Annotated in this window: 17 protein-coding genes; 9 read left to right on the top strand and 8 right to left on the bottom strand. The window is 58.7% G+C overall.

Going from position 1 to position 16,253, the window contains the following annotated elements; all coding sequences use genetic code 11:
* Positions 1-231: 231 nt before the first annotated feature.
* Positions 232-1,140, bottom strand: coding sequence for a hypothetical protein (locus ACWF6P_RS21200; protein ID WP_452622354.1), 909 nt, complete (start codon positions 1,138-1,140; stop codon positions 232-234).
* A gap of 152 nt (positions 1,141-1,292) precedes the next feature.
* On the opposite strand from ACWF6P_RS21200, the gene ACWF6P_RS21195 reads away from it, so the two are divergent.
* Both ACWF6P_RS21195 and ACWF6P_RS21190 read left to right on the top strand, forming a co-directional pair.
* Positions 1,293-1,424: a hypothetical protein gene (locus tag ACWF6P_RS21195; protein WP_452622353.1), complete on the top strand. Its 132-nt coding sequence runs from the start codon at positions 1,293-1,295 to the stop codon at positions 1,422-1,424.
* Positions 1,425-1,689: 265 nt separating this feature from the next.
* Positions 1,690-2,601, top strand: a complete 912-nt coding sequence (locus ACWF6P_RS21190; protein ID WP_452622352.1) for a DUF2971 domain-containing protein — start codon at positions 1,690-1,692, stop codon at positions 2,599-2,601.
* A gap of 218 nt (positions 2,602-2,819) precedes the next feature.
* Here ACWF6P_RS21190 and ACWF6P_RS21185 read toward each other — a convergent pair whose 3' ends face one another.
* The 4 genes from ACWF6P_RS21185 to ACWF6P_RS21170 form a co-directional block, all read right to left on the bottom strand.
* Positions 2,820-2,978, bottom strand: coding sequence for a hypothetical protein (locus ACWF6P_RS21185; RefSeq protein ID WP_378538452.1), 159 nt, complete (start codon positions 2,976-2,978; stop codon positions 2,820-2,822).
* Between the two features lie 643 nt (positions 2,979-3,621).
* Entirely contained in the window at positions 3,622-4,293 is a 672-nt protein-coding gene (locus ACWF6P_RS21180) for a hypothetical protein (RefSeq protein WP_452622351.1), read from the bottom strand.
* 81 nt (positions 4,294-4,374) lie between these two features.
* The gene (locus ACWF6P_RS21175) at positions 4,375-4,584 is read right to left on the bottom strand and encodes a hypothetical protein (protein WP_452622350.1); all 210 of its coding nucleotides are present in this window, start codon (positions 4,582-4,584) and stop codon (positions 4,375-4,377) included.
* Positions 4,581-5,072 carry a hypothetical protein gene (locus tag ACWF6P_RS21170; protein WP_452622349.1) on the bottom strand — a complete coding sequence of 164 codons (492 nt, stop codon included), beginning with the start codon at positions 5,070-5,072 and terminating at the stop codon, positions 4,581-4,583. Before ACWF6P_RS21170 ends, ACWF6P_RS21175 begins: the two co-directional genes overlap by 4 nt.
* Positions 5,073-5,440: 368 nt before the next feature.
* On the opposite strand from ACWF6P_RS21170, the gene ACWF6P_RS21165 reads away from it, so the two are divergent.
* Positions 5,441-6,157: an SGNH/GDSL hydrolase family protein gene (locus tag ACWF6P_RS21165; RefSeq protein ID WP_452622348.1), complete on the top strand. Its 717-nt coding sequence runs from the start codon at positions 5,441-5,443 to the stop codon at positions 6,155-6,157.
* A gap of 1,059 nt (positions 6,158-7,216) precedes the next feature.
* On the opposite strand, the gene ACWF6P_RS21160 is transcribed toward ACWF6P_RS21165, so the two are convergent.
* Positions 7,217-7,558, bottom strand: coding sequence for a hypothetical protein (locus ACWF6P_RS21160; RefSeq protein ID WP_452622347.1), 342 nt, complete (start codon positions 7,556-7,558; stop codon positions 7,217-7,219).
* A 117-nt stretch (positions 7,559-7,675) separates the two neighbouring features.
* On the opposite strand from ACWF6P_RS21160, the gene ACWF6P_RS21155 reads away from it, so the two are divergent.
* Positions 7,676-8,194 (top strand): DinB family protein, encoded by a 519-nt coding sequence (locus tag ACWF6P_RS21155; protein WP_452622346.1) that lies wholly within the window; start codon positions 7,676-7,678, stop codon positions 8,192-8,194.
* Here ACWF6P_RS21155 and ACWF6P_RS21150 read toward each other — a convergent pair whose 3' ends face one another.
* Complete coding sequence (locus tag ACWF6P_RS21150) at positions 8,195-9,667, bottom strand: mannitol dehydrogenase family protein (protein ID WP_452622345.1); 1,473 nt, start codon at positions 9,665-9,667, stop codon at positions 8,195-8,197.
* Between the two features lie 7 nt (positions 9,668-9,674).
* Complete coding sequence (locus ACWF6P_RS21145; protein WP_452622425.1) at positions 9,675-10,685, bottom strand: NAD(P)-dependent alcohol dehydrogenase; 1,011 nt, start codon at positions 10,683-10,685, stop codon at positions 9,675-9,677.
* Positions 10,686-10,824: 139 nt separating this feature from the next.
* Here ACWF6P_RS21145 and ACWF6P_RS21140 point away from each other — a divergent pair, with 139 nt between their 5' ends.
* The 5 genes from ACWF6P_RS21140 (at position 10,825) to ACWF6P_RS21120 (ending at position 16,175) form a co-directional block, all read left to right on the top strand.
* Positions 10,825-11,823 (top strand): sugar-binding transcriptional regulator, encoded by a 999-nt coding sequence (locus tag ACWF6P_RS21140; RefSeq protein WP_452622344.1) that lies wholly within the window; start codon positions 10,825-10,827, stop codon positions 11,821-11,823.
* Positions 11,824-11,886: 63 nt separating this feature from the next.
* A complete protein-coding gene (locus tag ACWF6P_RS21135; RefSeq protein WP_378538478.1) occupies positions 11,887-13,239 on the top strand; it encodes an ABC transporter substrate-binding protein in 1,353 nt (450 codons plus the stop codon).
* Positions 13,236-14,186, top strand: a complete 951-nt coding sequence (locus tag ACWF6P_RS21130; RefSeq protein WP_378447925.1) for a carbohydrate ABC transporter permease — start codon at positions 13,236-13,238, stop codon at positions 14,184-14,186. Before ACWF6P_RS21135 ends, ACWF6P_RS21130 begins: the two co-directional genes overlap by 4 nt.
* A 14-nt stretch (positions 14,187-14,200) precedes the next feature.
* Positions 14,201-15,052 carry a carbohydrate ABC transporter permease gene (locus ACWF6P_RS21125; protein WP_452622424.1) on the top strand — a complete coding sequence of 284 codons (852 nt, stop codon included), beginning with the start codon at positions 14,201-14,203 and terminating at the stop codon, positions 15,050-15,052.
* 28 nt (positions 15,053-15,080) lie between these two features.
* A complete protein-coding gene (locus ACWF6P_RS21120) occupies positions 15,081-16,175 on the top strand; it encodes an ABC transporter ATP-binding protein (RefSeq protein WP_378538487.1) in 1,095 nt (364 codons plus the stop codon).
* The last annotated feature ends 78 nt before the right edge of the window (positions 16,176-16,253 follow it).

Raw genomic sequence — 16,253 nt, 5'->3', positions numbered from 1 at the left:
CCCCCTGGTCGGATAGGTCGGTTCTAGAACCGACCCCTTGACCAGCACGTTCCATGCATGGTCAAAATGACCACAACTGGAGCGGACGGCAAGTCTAGGGCGCACTGGTGACCCCCAGAGTCGCAATCTCCTCCGGATTCAGCGCCCACTGGGACGGTATGGGCAAGTATTGGGTTTCTCCGATACAGCGCCATAAAGACCGATACGACCGCGAAGTTGAGTCGGCTAGGACTAGTCGATCTCAGCGAACGAATCCCACGGTTTGATCGCCTCACTGACCTCCGCAGCGAACGCGCTCGGATCTTGGCCACAGTGCGTCAGCAGCTTCACTCCAGTCATCCAGTAGGCGCGGGCGACCAGCAGAGTGCCTCTGGCTACCTGCTTGGCCGAAGTCGTGGGATGGACCACTTGAATGCCGTTCCGGCTCTCACCCATTGCTTCGTGAGCTGACAGGCCCGTGTGTTGGGGTCGATCGTGCACTACTTCGGAAAGAAGCCGATACGAGAATGCGTTCAGCTGGTCGTCCACTCCGCTGGACATCGATGACACGAGGAGGATCACTCGTGCGGTTTCCGACGGCTTCGCCTCCTTGGCGGGATGATGGCTGTCGGCGGCGAAATACGGGAGCCCCTTGTTGGGCCTCCAATGGAAGCCCGCATTCTCGCCATCGTCGCGAATCCGCTTCTGAATCCCTTCGCAATGATCTCTCACGTCTTGGTTGTGCGTGAGCGCAAGCTTGATGGTCGACGAATTCGCCGCCAGCTCGTCGTTCAAGTGTCGACGCAAGCGTTCCTTCTCGCTCTCGCCAGATAGGACGTGATTCGCTCGCGCCAGTGCAACCAGGGCTGTTCGCGCAGGTGGATACATGGCCCATCCAATATTCGGAGATGCCGTACACGCCGCGACACCCAACAATTGATCGGACGCGTGGAACATCGAGTAGTTGCAGGACAGTGACATGTCCGTCAGGTAGGTTCGGCCGGATCTGACCATGCCGACCTCGGTCCTGGCGTCCGCCGCTGCAGTACTGCCGTCTTGGTAGGGTGGCGCGGTCGAGTCGTTGTACTCAACCCACGTTCGGGCAACAGTTTCCATCGAGCGCGCTAGTGCCGACATCTGATCCTCTACGGAATCGTCCATTGGGGCATTCTTTACCACGTATCAATTAACTGCTCCAAGCATTCCGGCACCGCACTGACGCACGTACTGATCCGCTGCCGCAACCGTAGTCATTTTGACCACGCAGCGTGGTCATTTCCCTCGCGACTGGACAGCAAGTCTGGAGCTCACTGATGACCCCCAGACTCGAAACGCCGACCGTGGTGCTGAGCACCATAGTCGGATCGGCAATTATTGCATTTCTCGCATACAGCGCCATGAAGCCCGATAGATGGGCAATTCCGAACCAGTTGTGGTCATTTTGACCATGACTGCCCACCGCGACGCTGCTCTGCAGAAGTGAGCCTGGCTCACACCCTTTCCGTTGCCGCCGCCCAAAAGGGCGTCCGCCGCCATAGACGCTCTTTGCGGCGCCATCACCAAAAATGCTGCCCGCGACGCCGACTGCCCGGTTCGAAAAACCCAGTAATCCGACGTTCAAAGGCGGTTCAAAATCCGAAGGGTGGCAGGGCAGCTCAGACTCCTGGTAGCCGGTCTCGGACGGCAGGCCTGGATATCTAAGATTGCGCAATGACGCCAGAGACCGACACTGATCGAATTCTTTACCACTACACAACTGCTCCCGGCCTTCTGGGAATCCTCGCCCCAATTCCCAACGGGCCAGGACTTGAGCACGTCAATACGTCGGCGCTGGGAAGCTTCTCCCTCTGGGCAACAGACGCCGGTTTTCTTAATGACACTGGGGAATTGCAGTATGGACGAGCCCAACTCAGACGAGAGTTGCGGGCGCATGTGCCGCCCGGGAGTTCACTAGACGGTGCAGTGACTCGACTGGATGCGATACTTGACGGCACCTTAGGTGACCCGTATGAGGTCAGCCCAGGTGATCGTGACACGGACAGGCGGTCCGTATACGCGACGTGCTTTTGCGAGAGGGGTGACCTTCTAAGCCAATGGCGTGGATATGGTGACGGTCTCGGCTACTCCATTGGCTTCCGTAAGTCGGCGCTCGACTCAATGAACCTGGTCGCCGGACCAGATGACGGCACGCGACCGCCACTGCTACTCGGGGTTGCGTCAACGGTGAAGGTTAGCTACGGCGAAAGCGTGGACGTGCTGAACGCTGCCGCCGCCGAAATTCTTTCGGGCGCATTTGACGAGCGGATTGCGCTGCAACGTTGTCTGGTTGCACTTGCGACAGTCAAGTCTGCAGCATTTGAGAGCGAGCATGAATGGCGCCTGTTTTCGCTGGAGATGGAGAAGTACAGTCGCTGCGCGTACCGCGTTGGCCCCCTCGGGGTGACTCCATACGTGAACCTGCTGTACTTCCCCAGGGAGGAAATTCCGAACCCGATTGCACGTGTCTGGGTGAGCCCGGGGCCCAACATGGCATTGCGCATCCGAGTGGCCAGGCAAATTCTGAACCAGCGGGGGTTCAGAGATGTCGAGGTCTTGCCTTCGCAGATCTCATACCGAGGTTGATCCGATTTGCGCTTCCCGGCCATCGTTTATTCATCGTTTATGAGTGAGAATCCACGGGATTCGATGGTTGGTTGTTGGGTGCGGTCGACTATGAAAGGCGATGCAGTGCAGACGGTAATGTCAATCAATGGGACTTCTCGATGACGTTCAATCGATAATCCACTGGTCGCGGGTTCGAGCCCCGCCCGCCCCACGTTCAGGTGCCGCGAGCCCGCGGCTCAGCCCCAATGACTTTTGTCGAAGAGCATGCTGCAGACGATCGCCAAGGCGACAAGTGCGCAGAGTGCAACCACCAGGACAGTTGCCCACCGGTTGTTGGGATTGAATCGCCTGGCAATGCGCCTGCGGTTGCGCCTGAGTCGAGCATTCGTGGTCACGCAAGGAATCGTCGCATCATGATCGTCGATTCCAGATGAGGTGAAAGTCTCGGATTCATATGACCAATTTCCCGACAGAGTCGGATGTGCAGCGCTTCTGGATGTGCCCGAGACAGCGACCAGTTGGAAGGCGAAGGAAAAGTAGGTACCTATCCAGGTATTTCAGCGTATGTGCTCAACCTGACGACGTGTCACGCTCTAGATGTACCTACGCACGGCGATCGAAGGTGATTTCGAAGATCGCACTCAGGGTTCACTGAACGATTGTCTGTACCGGCTGGCGCGAGCCCAGGCTGGGTGACGACGATGCGTTTCAGCGACCCCCTGAGCTTCGACGCACGCTGGTTAAACAGATAGCCGGCACGAAAACCATCTTCGCTTGGTGTAGGTGCAGGCAGTCGAGCCGACCCCCCCGCGGCTCGACTGCCCTCAATAGGCGACGTGGGGCCCGAATGGCGGCCTCGAACTGGCGATTAGCGCGTCAGTCTGCGGACCGAATGTCAATGGAATGTAGAAATGCTCGGAATTTCATTGGGAGACAACAGGTTTGTCTGATCCCTCGGCTGAGGGGGCCTGAGGATCGCCTACCTGCGATTGGGGCACTCACGAACTGTGGCGGAAGGTCTGCGCCCGAGTAGTAGATCTACGGTGCGTCCGAACTGGTGGGAGACACTTGACGTCGAATATTCGGCGACGACGTTCTACCGATATCGGGCTTTCTGCCTAGGGCTCGCTTGGCGATCCATACGGCAGGTGCCGACAGGAACGGCAGATACACGAAGATGTAGCTGTCGAACTCAATGCCCAACGCGAGGTAAACCCCGAGGTGAAATCCGAGCAGGAGGACAATCCCGATCCTGAACAACACAGGGAAGAGGACGGCAACGATCAACCACCCTTCGGCGAAGACAGTGGCGTAGTCGAGTGCCTTCCACAGCCACATCGAGTGAATGTCGAATAGTTCGTATGTCAACGGGCCGAGCTTGGTCGGGTCAGCCACGTCTCGTGCAACATAGCCTCGGGTTGCCTGCAATTCAGGGTTCAACCATCCCGTCGCAGCTTTCGGTAGTGCCGCCGTAAACAGGGCGTAGGCGATCGTTACTGCCCAGATGAGCGTCGGCAGCCCGCGGGTCTGGGGTGCTTTGCGTTGTGCACGTGAGCGTCGTGCATCGAGGGATAATGCGGCGCCCCATCCAGCAGCGGCCATAGCCACAGGCAAGAGTTCGAACAGAATGAAGTGATCGACCTTTCCGAAGGAATGAACGATCCCGCTACCGGTCACCAGCACGACTGTCATCGCGACGGATACGAACATCGTTCGATAGCCGACGAGAAGGGCTAACGCCAGGATGAAACGGATGACTTCGAGGCCGACGAGGAAGCTCTCGGAGGGCGGTTACGACAGCACGGAAAATGGACCAGACTGCGGATGAAACAGAATCGCCGGAACCTCGCCCGCCCACGAGTAATCGATGGGAAACGCGATCACATACAGTGCGAAGAGGATTCGAATGACGGCAAGGAACCTTGCATCCGCGCGGTACGACTCGCACAACTGATCGATGTAGTCGCGCAGGAACAACAGAGTTCCCGCACGGGCTCTCATAGATCAACCTTTGTCGTTTCGCACGGGTCAGTTGACGCAACGGTTCCATCGGTGATGTCGATAATTGTTTTGCGCCAGCAGAACTCGATACTGTATGGGATGGCACCACTTCCGATTTTGACGCTGCGGTTTCGGAGCCATTCGACCAATTCAGGGTCCGTTGTTCGGGTGTTGCCGTCGCCTGCCCCGCTGGGGCGGAACGCATAATCGAGTGATGCTCTCGCGGATGAGTAGCGAATATCGCCGGCGAGGTCTACTGGGTTGGGACTCATCGTGGATCCGTCGGTGTAATGGAGAGTGATATCCAAGCCACTTCCACTGAACTCGCCGTCTGCAGTGGGCACGCCACCGAAGCTGGGCATGCGAATTGACGGGTACGGCTCGGGGCGGACACCGAACGAGTAGGCGCCTTGCGCGAGGAGTGCGACTGCGAGTGCTGCGATCGCGATCAGTCGCCGACTGCTGCGCTTTGCTTCTGTTTCTGGCATGTCGACGTTTTCTTCCTGTCATCTGGTGCCGGTTTCTTCGAATGAGAAAAATAGAGGGGATTGCCGAGCGCGGGGACTGGGTGTTGTCGCGCGTCCGTGCAGACGTACCGAAAGTAGTTGAAGTGTCGACGAAATATAGCTGCGTGATTGCCGATTGTCGCGGCGTTGAATTGGAAATGGACTTTGGTCCGTCGAATGGGGGACAGTGTGCCCTGAATGCTTTGCCGCGCCGTAACTTCCAGCAAGCAGGGCCCCGGACTGCTGTGAGAGCGAGATTTCGCTCCTTTGTCGAAGTTCGATTCAAGCGGTACGACAGATGCTTGACACTCGCTCAGAGGCAACATGATTCGACCCCGTATGTTTACGGGGTGACCAAACCCAACAAGCGAACTGTCGCCGTCATCGGTGCCGTGGTTTTCACCGTCGTAGCGGTGATCGTAGGATTTGCGTACGAGCAATCCCGAGACAGTCGGGCAACTGCCTCTCTATCGCAGCCCGACAGTTCGGCGCCGACGCTGAATGCCCCTACCGACGACTTCGACACGGTCGCAATTTTGGGGGACTCTTACTCGATTCCGAACACGACTGGAGATCACTGGCCGGCACTGCTTGCCTTCGATCGTCGCTGGTACCTGGCAGATTTTGCGAGCGGTGGTACCGGCTACGTCCAAGGAAACGCCGAAAAAGGCAAGCTACCGTTCGGTGCGAAAATTGATCAGGTCGTTGCGGTGAATCCGGAGGTCGTCATCATCGCCGGCGGTCGAAATGATGTTTCGTACCCGCTCGAAGTGCGAGATGCGACTCGGGAGTTGTATGCGCAGCTACGAGATCGGCTTCCCGACGCCAAGGTTGTAGTCATCGGCCCCATCTTGGACAACCGGCCTCCATCCGAGACCGCTGTCAACGTGAACGATCGAATCCGTTCCGCCGCTGAGCAGTACAAGCTACCTTTCATCGATGCGCTCACCGAGAACTGGCTGTCGGACCCGACGCTCCTCAAGGAAGACGGCATGCATCCAACACCGGCTGGTCAGAGGCTCATGTTCGAGAAGATCAGCGAGCACCTTCACTCGCTCGGTCTCTAGCTCCGAAGGAAAACAAAGAGGATCCCGCACATGCGGGATCCTCTTTTTCGTGAAAAGTGCTGTCGGACTTAGGTCATCTTTAGTGAGGACTTTGGGCGCGGCCTCGGCTGGGCAGTTGCCTGACGCGGTGATATCTACGCTTTGAGCTCGTTGGCGGATGTCGCTCTTGTATTTTGGCGGTGGGGCAAACTTCACGGCAGCCTGAGCGGAGATGGTCGGGACTGCGCAGATCATGTCGGCATGTTGGCCACAGCTGCTGCTTCTGCGGCACTGTGATCAAACCGGGCAATCGGAACAAAGCACTTGCCGATGAGTTACAGTTGTTGCTAAAGTGTAACGATAGAGTGTAAACAAACAGCAACTTCGAGGTCGCGCTGCCGGAAGTCGGTGGCGCCGGGGGATCGCTTTGCTGTCGATGGACACGACGTCGTCGGACGGCGCAGACAAGGGCTCGGCGAATTTGTGTCGGGTCGCAACCCTGGTCAACCTGACAGGTCAACGTAACGGAGAACACGCTGTGACAATCAAGGACTCGATCCCGACTGGTGCCAAATCTGAACAACGAAACAGGCTGTTCGGCAACACTATTCGATCGAATGAAGGCCAAGAGCTGGTCGAGCGACTGAATGCCATGTTCGAGCGAGCGGACAGTGCAGGTCAGGTCGTGAATCAACGTGAACTCTCGACCGTGCTTTCTGCGCGGAGATCCGAGGGTGTGCCCGGCGACCGGTCAATTCCGGCGCCTGACAGGTTGATGCACGCAACCGAGGGACTCTCGTACGAATCTCTTTCGCTGTTGATTCGCGCGGCCGAGCATTTACTGCGTTCGGAAGGGGTACATGTCGACTCGACGCCCTTCATGTGAGGATTGACGAGACCAAGTGAAGCCTCGGCCACAATCGCGTCACAGAATCTTTGAAGTTGAATTGAAAGCCCTGGGAAATTTCCAGTGACCGACCCGTCGCAGACGGACGAATATTTGTCACCAACGGAATGACATTCATACGTCGTTGTTTGTAATTCCGTTGTGCGATAGGCGAACCGGACGCCCCGCGTTGCTCAACCGCAAGATCCCGATTCCGCTGCTTCGAAGGCGTCCTGGATGCGCTGACGCCCCTCAGCGTCGAATCCCCTCCAGTCGCGGTATGGTCCGCTCATGTATTCGCGGACTCGATCGATCGGCGACGTGGAATCGCTAGGAGTACGTCCCAATTCTTCGGCCAGTCCGAGTATCGACTGGCAGATCTTTTCGATGGAGTCGGGTACGTCGAGCCTTCGGACCCACGTTCCGCCCGTTTCGGTGGTTGTCGTTGCGGTGTCGGGTTGCTGCACCGCCGGCGCCGCGCAGCCCGCAAGTATCAAACTGGCAGCGAGCGTGGCCAAGGCGAGCGAAGAGCGCATGTTTCGAATCAAACCAGATGCCGCAAACGATTATGGAAATTCGCAATACTGAGCACGATTCGTTTCATCGGCCAATCAAAACAGACTGAGTCCGCTCTGGCGGACTATTCTCGATCCATGCCGATCACCCCGGACACAAAGAATTGGACCTGGGTCCTCGAACGCCCTTGCACCGAGTGTGGGTTCGATTCATCCAGCGTCGCATTCACGGACGTTCCCGATCTGGTGCGTGCCAACGCCGCCTCTTGGGCTGCAGTGCTCGAACGGCAGAACGTGACGGTGCGGCCAGACAGCGAAACATGGTCAGCGTTGGAATATTCCGCCCACGTGCGCGACGTGTTCAGGATCTTCAAGGTGCGGTTGGAACAGATGCTCGAATTCGACGATCCGAGATTCGAGAACTGGGATCAGGACGCAACAGCTGAGGCCGAGCGATACAACGACCAAGATCCGGCAACGGTGGCATCAGAATTGTCGGACGCTGCCGCGGAGGTCGCGAACGCCTTCGAAACCGTGCCGGAGGGTGGCCGCCAACGACGGGGCCTCCGCAGTGACGGATCGGCGTTCACCGTCGAATCGCTGGCGGCCTACTTCATTCACGATCCGATCCATCACCTCCACGACGTATCGGCGTAGTCAGAGCCCACGTACCTCCTCGAGAGTTTTTCTGGCTCCGACGGAGTGCAACGAGTCGAGAGTCTTTCGGAAGCTTGCGACAAATCGGCGGTCGTCCACGAGATCGCCGAAGATTTGGCGGTTCCCGATGAAGGCCAGTGGATCGCTCGACTGTTTTTGTGCGAGAGGTACCAGAGTGTCCGCCATCTGATCGACGACGGTGATGGGGTCGCCATTCTCGTCTGTGCCCTCGGCGTAGCGGGCCCAGCTGGCGACAACGGCCGTGGACAGGTTGATCGATCCGCCGGCGTCGAGTTGCTCCCGAATGACGGGCAACAGCCACTTGGGAATTCGATCGGACGACTCGGCACACAGGCGCGCAATCGTGTCGCGGACGTGAGGGTTCGAGAATCGTTCGATGAGGGTCTTCTTGTACTGATCGAGGTCGACGCCGGGTACCGGGTCAAGGGTCGGCGTCGCTTCGAGATTCATGTAGTCGAGCAGGAACCCTGACAAGAGTTCGTCCCGGCATGCCTCGTGGACCAGGCGGTATCCGGCAAGGTAGCCGAAGTACGCGATGCCTTGATGGCTGGCGTTGAGAAGGCGCAGTTTCATTAGTTCGTACGGGCGAACGTCCGGCACCAGATTCACGCCGGCATTCTCCAAAGGGGGCCTGCCTGATGTGAACTCGTCCTCGAGGAACCACGCGGTGAAGGGCTCCGCCGCAACCGGCCACTGATCTTCGACGCCAAACGTCTCGGCGATCTCTGTGGTTACCTCGGCTGTCGTGACGGGTGTGATCCGGTCGACCATGGAGTTGGGGAAGGCGCCGTTCTTTTCGATCCACTCCGCAAGTTCGGGATCCTTCAGGGCAGCAAAGGCTCCGAAAGCCTTCCTCGCGACTGATCCGTTGCCTTCAATGTTGTCGCAACTCATGATAGTGAACGGTTTCAGACCCCGGTCTCGACGGAGTGCGAGCGCAGCGCAGATCAGACCGAAGGTGGTGCGGGGGAGTGTTCCTGGTTCGAGGTCGTGCACCACATCGGGATTGGACGAGTCGAACTCTCCCGTGCTGTCCGAGATGTTGTACCCGCCCTCGGTGATGGTGAGGGAGACGATCTTCGTCGATTCGGATGCCATCTTCTCGATCACCGCCTGCGGATCGTCTGGAGCGAACAGGTACTCGACTATCGACCCGATGACCCGGCCCTCGAGCGTTCCGTCTGCATGCTTGAGTGCCAGGGTGTAGAGGCCGTCCTGTGCTCGGAGTGCGTCTCTCATTCGCTTGTCCGACGGCATCACTCCCACACCGCAGATTCCCCAGTCGAAGCCCTCGCCACGTCGCAGGAGAGTATCGATGTACATGGCCTGGTGTGCACGGTGAAAGCCGCCGACACCGAAATGCACTATGCCGGTAGTGACTTTGCTCCGGTCGTAGTTCGGCACTTGGAGTGAAGTGTCGAAGTCGTGCAAGGTCTTCGTATTGAGTTCCATGAAAGTTCTAGTCTCCTTCGGCGACGATGACTACGGCTTTGATGCTGCCGGGAATGCGGTCGGCCACCAGGGCCTCTTGCGACTGTTCGAGTGAAAAGCGTGCAGTGACCATCGAATCCAGATCGACCCGGCCGGCGGCGACCAGTGCGGCGGCGATCGGCCACGTATTGGCGTATCGGAACACCCCGGTCAGAATCAGTTCGCGGTTCTGGATGATCGGGACCGGCAACGGAATCTCGTCGGCACCCATTCCGACCAAAACGACTGTCCCAGCCGGCCGAACGGCGTGAATGCCGTCGATTACGGCGGCCGTGGCACCCGAAGCGTCGATGAATGCGTCGACGGCGAGAGAGCGTACGTCGTTTACGCGGGGATCTACGACCGTAGTTGCGCCGAATTTCAGTGCCACATCACGCCGGGCCGCATCGATGTCCGAGACGATGACTTCCGTGGCGCCGAATGCCTTGGCCACCTGCGTCGTCACGATTCCTACCGGACCGGCGCCGGCGATCAGCACTCGAGAGCCAGCCGTGATCCCTGCCTTCTGGGCTGAGGCGATCCCTACTGACAGTGGCTCGAACAGCGCAGCTGCTTCGTAGGACACCGAATCTGCGACTGGATGGGCGAAGTCGGCACCGATCGTGACGTAGTCGGTGAGTGCACCGTCAATCGGAGGTGTTGCGAAGAACTCCATGTGAGGGCAGAGGTTGTATCTGCCTGCCTTTGATTCGGGACTTGTCGGATCAGGCTTCTGAGGTTCGATGGAGACGCGCTGCCCGACGCGTCCCGGATCGACGCCGTCGCCGACTGCGGTGATGCGTCCCGATGCCTCGTGCCCGAGAACGAGGGGTGCGTTGACGACGTAAGGGCCGATGCGGCCTTCGCGAAAGTAGTGGGCGTCCGACCCGCACACGCCCACGGCGTGGATGCGAACGAGGACTTCACCGGCCTTCGGGGATGGCCGGGGTCTCTCGACCATCTGCATCTTTCCGGTCTCAACGAGGACATTTGCCCGAATTGTCGCAGGTAGATCGAAGGATTCTCCGGAAACTGTTGTGTGGGTCACAACCTAGATGTTAGCTTAATGAGCATAAGAACATCTAGTGAGCATTTGCTCACGAACGAGAAACTTTGAACCTGATGCACAAGGAGGCCGTGTGAACCAGTCGGCTCAGCCCGCAGGACTCAAGCCGTCGAAGTTGCCTGCTTCCGAGGATGTGCGGCTCGCGTTGCGGGCTGCGACCATGTATCACCTCGAAGGCGCTACTCAAGCGGAGATTGCAGCAAAGTTGGGCGTCTCGAGGCCTACGGCCGGGCGACTGTTGGCCAGGGCGCGGACGCAAGGTTTGGTCAGGGTCGAGATTTTGGTTCCACCCGAGCTCGAAGGTTCGGTGAACACGGAATTGGAATCGAAGCTGGAGAAGCACTTCGGGTTGGCCGAAGTGTTGATTGTCCCCGAAGCGAATTCGGACTCGGACGATCCGGACTTCGATGCGCTCGGCCGACGTGCAGCGGAAGTTCTGGTTCGCCGCCTGCAGCCGTCGAGCATGCTCGGATTCACGTGGGGCCCGGAAACTGTTGCGGTAGCGGGTTCTTTGCCAGACAAGGCGGCGAAGTGCTCGGCTGTGGTACAACTTGACGGCTCCATGACGGTGACCGACTACCAAACCGGTGTCGACTTCACCATCGGCCGATGCGCACAACAGTTGCAGGCCAATCCTATTCGCCTCAATGCTCCGCTATATGCCGATCCAGCAACGGTGGAGTCGATGCGAAACGACTCGGTCATCTCGAAGGCACTGAAGGCTGGAACAGATTCCGACATCATGGTTTTCGGAGTTGGTGCTGTTTCGACGGCCACGACTTTGTTTGCCGGCAGTTTCGTCGACTCGACCATGCTGGACGAGTTGGAAAGTCGAGGGGCTGTCGGTGAGATCGGCGGCCGTTTCTACACGATCGACGGAAATCCAGTGGAGGGGCCACTGCCTGAGCGGACGGTCTCCGTCCCGCTCGACGCAGTGAAATCCTGCGATCAGACAATTCTGATTTCGGGGGGAACACACAAACGCCAGGCCGTTCTGGGCGCATTGCGCGGAGGTTTGGCAAACGTACTCGTCACCGATGTCGAGTGCGCCCAGTGGCTGCTCGAAGGGTAGCGCTCTCACGAGTTTCGCTGTCCGAGCGCGCGACTGACACGCAAGTGTGAAGGAAGGTAATCCGTGAAAACAGGAAGACGAGTGTGGGGCGCTGCCGCTGCGGCGCTCTGCCTCCTGGTGTCGGGATGTGCGGGTGCTGGTGCGCTCGGTGGTTCCGGCGAACGAACAGTCACCATTGCGATGGTGTCGAACTCGCAGATGCAGGACGCCATCAAATTGGCTCCGGCTTTCGAAGCCGAGAACCCCGGCATCGACCTCAAATTCGTCAGCCTTTCCGAGAACCAGGCCCGCGCCAAGATCACAGCGTCGACGGCCACCGGTGGCGGCGAGTTCGACGTCGTGATGATCAGCAACTACGAGACGCCCCAGTGGGCCGCGAACGGTTGGCTCACGAACCTGTCCGAGTACGCGGACAAGACACCAGGTTATGACGAGGACGATTTCATACCGTCCATCAAGGCTTCACTGTCGTACGAGGACAGCATGTATGCGGTGCCGTTCTACGGGGAGTCGTCGTTCCTGATGTATCGCAAAGACCTGTTCGATCAGGCGGGGATCACAGTTCCAGAAGACCCGACGTGGCAGGAAGTTGCAGGTTGGGCAGAGCAGTTCGACAACCCTGATGCCAAGATGTCCGGAATCTGCCTGCGAGGAAAGCCGGGCTGGGGCGAGGTTCTCGCGCCGCTCAACACAGTGATCAACACTTTCGGCGGACGCTGGTACGACGAGAACTGGAATGCGCAGTTGACCAGTCCGCAGGTCGAGGAGGCCGTTCAGTTCTACGTGGACACCGTCAAGGAGCACGGCCAGCCGGGGCCTGCAACAAGTGGGTTCGGCGAATGCGCAACACAATTCGCGCAAGGCAACACGGCGATGTGGTACGACGCGACCTCGGCTGTGTCGGTGCTCGAAGATCCCGCATCGTCGAAGGTGGTCGGCAACATCGGATATGCGAAGGCCCCGAAGGTCGAGAAGTCCGATCCCGGATGGCTCTACACCTGGGCGCTCGGAATCCCGGAGTCGGCACAGAACAAAGACGATGCCTGGAAGTTCATCTCCTGGATGACGAACAAGGATTACATCCAAAAAGTCGGCACTGAACTCGGTTGGTCGAGAGTCCCTCCGGGAAGCCGTCTTTCGACCTACGAGATTCCGGAGTACCAGGAAGCTGCAAAGGCATTCGGTCCGATCACCCTCGAATCGATCAACAATGCAGACCCGAAAAACCCGACAGTGCAACCGGTTCCATACACCGGCGTCCAGTTCCTCACCATCCCTGAGTTCCAGGATCTGGGCACTCGCGTCAGCCAGCAGATCAGTGCGGCAATCGCGGGTCAGAAGAGTGTGAAAGAAGCACTCGAACAATCGCAGCAGTATGCCGAGGTGGTCGGCAAGACCTATCAGGAGAACCGATGACTACGGTTGCTGAGCTCAGATCCACGGTGGACGACGCACCACCGGTTCGTATCGACAAGAAGATCTCTCGTGCCGAGGGTTGGCGTCGTCGAGGTCCGTTGCTGCCGGCGTTGATCTTCTCGATCGTCGTCACGCAGATTCCCTTTCTGTTCACTCTCTACTACTCCACGCAATCCTGGAATCTTGTCCGGCCGGGATCGCGGCACTTCAACTGGTTCAACAACTACATCGATGTGTTCAAGGACAGTCAGTTTCGGGAAGTCGCGGTCAACACGGTCATCATGATCGTGGGTACGGTCATCGTTTCGGTGATCCTGGGACTCGCCTTGGCGCTGCTACTCGACCGAGCCTTCCTCGGTCGCGGCATCGTACGAACGCTGCTGATCACGCCCTTCCTCATAACTCCCGTCGCTGGTGCATTGCTATGGAAGACAACAATGTTCGATCCGGTATTCGGTATCGTGAACTTCGTCCTCCAGCCTTTCGGTGTCGGCCAGGTCGACTGGGTCAGCAAGTTTCCGCTCGCCGCGGTCATGATCAATCTGATCTGGCAGTGGACGCCCTTCATGATGCTGCTCATTCTGGCCGGTTTGCAGTCCATGCCCCGAGACATCCTCGAAGCCGCACGGGTGGACGGAGCCAAGCCTTTTGCGATGTTCCGCGAACTGACTCTGCCGCACCTGCGTCGATTCATCGAACTCGGTGCAGTTCTCGGCGCGATCTACCTCGTGAACACCTTTGACGCGGTGTACATGATGACGTCGGGTGGGCCCGGCGTGGCCAGTTCGAACCTGCCGTTCTACATCTACCAGCGCGCGTTCCTCGGCTTCGACGTCGGTCAAGCCGCGGCGATGGGAGTCGTGACAGTGATCGCGACCATCATCGTGTCCACGCTTGCGCTTCGACTGATCTTCAAGAGCTTCACCGGCAACGAGGAGGCGGCGTGATGACTGCCGTAGAGATGACAAGTGCGACGACCGACAAGCCCGTCGTCAAGAAGAAAAAGAGCGGTAAGTTCAGTCCGTGGTCGGTCGTGGCGTGGATCGCGGCCCTCGGGTTCTTCTTTCCTGTCTTCTGGATGGTCCTGACCGCGTTCAAGACCGAGGCGGACGCGTACACCGATCCGCCGAAGCTGTTCTTCACCCCGACCCTCGAGCAGTTCCGAGCCGTCCTCGACTCCGGCCTCGGTACGACACTGGCGAACTCTGCCTTCGCCACGGGAATGTCGACCATTCTGGTTCTGCTACTTGGTGTTCCGGCGGCATTTGCCTTGTCGCTCCGGCCGGTCGCCAAGACCCAGGACGTTCTGTTCTTCTTCATCAGTACGAAGATGCTCCCGGTCGTGGCAGCGATCGTGCCGCTGTACGTGATCGTCAACGACATCGGCCTGCTCGACAACATCTGGGCCCTGGTCATCCTGTACACCTCGATGAATCTGCCGATCGCGGTGTGGATGATGCGCTCCTTCTTTCTGGAGGTTCCCGGCGAACTTCTCGAGGCGGCAAGCATGGACGGTGCCAGCCTGTGGACGTCGGTTCGCGAGGTGATCCTGCCTCTGATCTCACCTGGCATCGCTGCCACCGCACTGATCTGCGTGATCTTCTCGTGGAATGAGTTCTTCTTCGCCGTCAATCTGACAGCTGTTCAAGCACAAACGATTCCGGTCTTCTTGGTCGGGTTCATCACGGGCGAGGGCCTGTACTGGGCTCGGCTGTCCGCGGCAGCGACCATGGCGGCATTGCCCGTCATCTTGGCCGGTTGGTTCGCCCAGAACAAACTGGTGCGCGGCCTGTCCTTCGGTGCAATCAAATAATTCTCCTCACCCTTCTCAGGAGTTCGTCATGGCTGAAATCTCGTACCAGAAAGCGTCTTGCATCTACGAAGGTGCAGGCACTCTCGCTGTCGATTCACTCGATCTCGACATCAACGACGGTGAGTTCATCGTGCTCGTCGGTCCGTCGGGTTCCGGAAAGTCCACGGCACTACGCATGTTGGCGGGGCTCGAGGACATCGATTCGGGCGCGATCACCATCAACGGCAAGGACATGACCGATGTCCCGTCGAAGGACCGTGACATCGCGATGGTCTTCCAGAACTATGCGCTTTACCCCAACAAAACCGTCGGTGAGAACATGGGGTTCGCGCTGAAGATGCGCGGTGTGCCCGTCGAGGAGCGAAAGAAGAAAGTTGCGGAAGCGGCCAAACTTCTTGACTTGACGGAGTATCTCGACCGCAAGCCTGCCAAGCTTTCCGGTGGTCAGCGGCAGCGAGTTGCGATGGGCCGTGCCATCGTTCGTGAACCGCAAGTGTTCTGCATGGACGAGCCGCTTTCCAACCTCGACGCCAAGCTACGCGTCCAGACGCGTACTCAGATCGCCGCATTGCAGCGTCGTCTCGGAACTACCACCGTCTACGTCACGCACGATCAGGTGGAAGCGATGACGATGGGTGATCGTGTGGCGGTGCTCAAAGGCGGTAAGTTGCAGCAGTTCGCCTCTCCGACCGAACTTTACGATCGGCCCGCCAATGCTTTTGTTGCCGGATTCATCGGATCTCCGGGAATGAACTTGGTGACGGTGCCGGTCAGTTCGGGTGGCGTCCGCTTCGGTGCCGTCGAAGTTCCGCTCGACCGCGAGCAGATGACGGCAATCGCCGCAGCCGGTCTGAGTTCGGTCACCGTGGGAATTCGGCCTGAACAATTCCAGGTGGTCGCGGCCGGAGACGGAATCGCAGCTCAGATCGACCTGGTCGAGGAACTGGGCAACGAGTCGTACATCTACGCGCACGTACCCGGCACGGAATCCGATCCGATTTCGCTCGTCGCACGCACCGGCGGGCGATCGAAGTTGCAGTACGGCCAGACGCTCGGATTCGAGCGGGTGGACGGTCCTGTTCACCTCTTCGACCCCACGACCGGCGAGCGCGTGGGTAGCTGAACCCCCTCCACAATCGTGACCTGCTCGGCACCCGAATTCGTTCGTGCCGAGCAGGTCACATCCATCGTCGATTGGCAA

This window comes from Rhodococcus sp. NPDC055024 (assembly GCF_053608585.1).
The sequence above is the reverse complement of the archived record's forward strand: the minus strand, read 5'-3'. Positions and strand labels throughout refer to the sequence as shown.